Source organism: Pseudomonas amygdali, assembly GCF_002699855.1.
Lineage (GTDB): Bacteria > Pseudomonadota > Gammaproteobacteria > Pseudomonadales > Pseudomonadaceae > Aquipseudomonas > Aquipseudomonas amygdali.
Genome location: NZ_LKBW01000195.1, coordinates 1 through 1233, shown reverse-complemented (window position 1 = coordinate 1233; position 1233 = coordinate 1). Strand labels below are relative to the sequence as shown.

Below are 1233 nucleotides of genomic sequence, written 5' to 3'. Positions count from 1 at the left end.
CCGAGCTGGTAAAACAAGGGCCTGCCTGACGGCAGGCCCTAACCAGCCCGAACACAAAAAAACTGATACTCCCGCAAACCCACCTTTCTCAGCGACCTCATCATTGTGACCGCGAAAACGATGGCCCAGAATCGAATAATCGACGAAGATATAACCTTCGTTCGGGCGCAAGCGGCCAACAGTCACGCACTCAAGTTCTATTACACGTTGACCCGTTATGACACTCATCCCAATAACGTTGACTTGGGCGTGATGAAATCAAACATCCTCAAGGCTAATTGCGCCGCGCAAATGCGCAGCGACCAATCGATACTTTCCTTGGGCGGCACCCTCATTTACATTTTTGGCAGCAAAAATGTAAAAGAGGTTGGACAGTTCGAAATTAACAAGCAGAGTTGTGAGGGCTGAGGCTACCCCTGATGTCGCCTGCATGACAGGGGCAGGCCAGCTTTTGCGCTCTCCCCTATTCCGGCCGTTCCAGGTCCGATTCAGGTTCAAGCCCGCTTGGGCAACTTCCAGTTTGGCCGGATGAAGTGGCAGGTATAACCGTTCGGTATCCGCTCCAGATAATCCTGATGCTCCGGCTCCGCCTCCCAGAACTCGCTGACGGGCTCGATTTGTGTGACCACACGCCCCGGCCACAGCTTGGAGGCGTCCACGTCAGCCGCGGTATCTTCGGCAATATCCCTTTGCTGTTCGCTCAGGTAGTAAATCGCCGAACGATAGCTTGGTCCAAGATCATTGCCCTGCCGGTTAGGAGTGCTCGGGTCATGGATCTGGAAAAAGAATTCAAGAATCTGCCGGTAGCTGATCACCGCCGGGTCAAACACGATCTCAATCGCTTCGGCATGGTTGCCGTGGTTGCGGTAGGTGGCGTTCGGTACTTCGCCACCGGTGTAGCCGACTCGCGTACGCAGCACGCCGGGGTAGCGTCGCAACAAATCTTGCATGCCCCAGAAGCAGCCGCCGGCAAGGATGGCGGTTTCGGTTGAGTTGGTCATAGTCTGTCCTTGCGGTTCATGGAGACAGGGATAGTTATGGGGTGATGTCGAGCAATACCAAGCCGGATGAAGTAAAAAACCGGATCGTGTTGCGGAACGAGTACACGTCCTACAGAAGCCTTGGCGCCTTGCTCCGTAGTCTACAGTTGCTTCAGAATCGGGAGTATCAGTTTTTTTGTGTTCGGGCTGGTTAGGGCCTGCCGTCAGGCAGGCCCTTGTTTTACCAGCTCGG

At 54.6% G+C, this 1233-nt stretch carries 2 protein-coding genes; one reads left to right on the top strand and one right to left on the bottom strand.

Going from position 1 to position 1233, the window contains the following annotated elements:
- The first annotated feature begins 120 nt into the window (after positions 1-120).
- Positions 121-408 carry a hypothetical protein gene (locus AO277_RS13815; protein WP_005730318.1) on the top strand — a complete coding sequence of 96 codons (288 nt, stop codon included), beginning with the start codon at positions 121-123 and terminating at the stop codon, positions 406-408.
- Between the two features lie 86 nt (positions 409-494).
- Here AO277_RS13815 and msrA read toward each other — a convergent pair whose 3' ends face one another.
- Positions 495-1001, bottom strand: a complete 507-nt coding sequence (msrA, locus tag AO277_RS13810) for a peptide-methionine (S)-S-oxide reductase MsrA (protein ID WP_044320224.1) — start codon at positions 999-1001, stop codon at positions 495-497.
- Positions 1002-1233 lie beyond the last annotated feature (232 nt).